This window comes from Companilactobacillus halodurans, from assembly GCF_009600985.1.
Classification (GTDB): Bacteria; Bacillota; Bacilli; order Lactobacillales; family Lactobacillaceae; genus Companilactobacillus; species Companilactobacillus halodurans.
In genome coordinates this window covers 1-1,165 of record NZ_VDFP01000210.1, presented here as the reverse complement: position 1 = coordinate 1,165, position 1,165 = coordinate 1, and the positions used below count along the sequence as shown (strand labels likewise).

The 1,165-nt window shown below is 34.9% G+C and carries 1 protein-coding gene; it reads left to right on the top strand.

From position 1 onward, the window contains the following. The first annotated feature begins 211 nt into the window (after positions 1 to 211). Entirely contained in the window at positions 212 to 1,021 is an 810-nt protein-coding gene (locus tag FHL06_RS13680; RefSeq protein ID WP_153387203.1) for an IS30 family transposase, read from the top strand. Positions 1,022 to 1,165: the final 144 nt, after the last annotated feature.

Below are 1,165 nucleotides of genomic sequence, written 5' to 3'. Positions count from 1 at the left end.
CATTTCTTTTGTAATGCGTTATAGCTCCTATATATCAAAATAAAGTGCAACAAAGGTTTTAATGCCCAGACATTTATCTATTTATTTTAGAGCTATTAAGAATAAAAATAACTGAATAGTTTAGTGTGTAAATTGAAGCAATGTTCGGGGTTGAAAACCCTTAGTGTATGATTTAAGAATTGATATTTTTTTATTGGAGTGTTTAATATTTATGAATTATAGCCATCTTTCTTTTGAAGAACGAATCAAGATTGAAGATTATTTAGAACAAGGTCTCAATAAATCTCAAATAGCTAGAAAGCTTGGTAGAGATAGATCCACTATCGGTCGCGAGATTGCGCGAAACGCGCCTAGCGACCCTATGTCCATAGCAAATGTACGTTATTTAGGTTCTAGTGCTAATAATTTAGCACATATCCGGCGCATGGAAATCGGTACAAAGAAAAAAATCAATCAAAATCTTAAAGAATTGATTGATTATCATCTTAATTTACGTTGGTCTCCTGAACAAATCGTACATGGCGTCACAGACGTCCATGTATGCGTTAATACCGTCTATAATTGGATTTATGCCGATGATTTAGACTTTTCTATTAAGGATTTACGTGAACATGGTAAACGTCATCGAAATCACTATAAAGGTAAACTTTTAAAGCGGCCTGAACATAAATTCATTAAGACTCATTCTATCGAAAAACGTCCTAAATCTATTGATAAACGTAAAGAATTTGGTCATTGGGAAATTGATACAGTTCTTTCATCACGGGCTACATCTCAATGCTTAGCAACTTTCGTTGAACGAAAGTCATATACAGTCAAAATAAAAGGCAGATCAGCAAAACACTTTAATACCGCCATGGAGACGTTTATGGATGAGTTTGATGGTTCGGTCAAATCTATTACTTGTGATCGTGGAACTGAGTTTTCAAGTGCCCAATCAATTGGACACTTTGAGGATAAGTATGGTTTGAAATTTTACTACGCTCATTCGTACGCGCCTCATGAGCGCGGTACAAATTAATATCATAATAAATTACTTCGAGAATACTTTCCTAAGAAGACGAACTTTAATCGGGTTTCAGACGATGCCATTTCAATGGCCGTCGATGCGATAAATCATCGGCCGAGAAAAACATTGAATTGGAAAAATGCGAACGAAGTATTT

What these genes read in the sequence shown, in the direction of transcription:
- FHL06_RS13680 (WP_153387203.1), top strand. Translation starts at nt 212, where the DNA reads ATGAATTATAGCCATCTTTCTTTTGAAGAACGAATCAAGATTGAAGAT.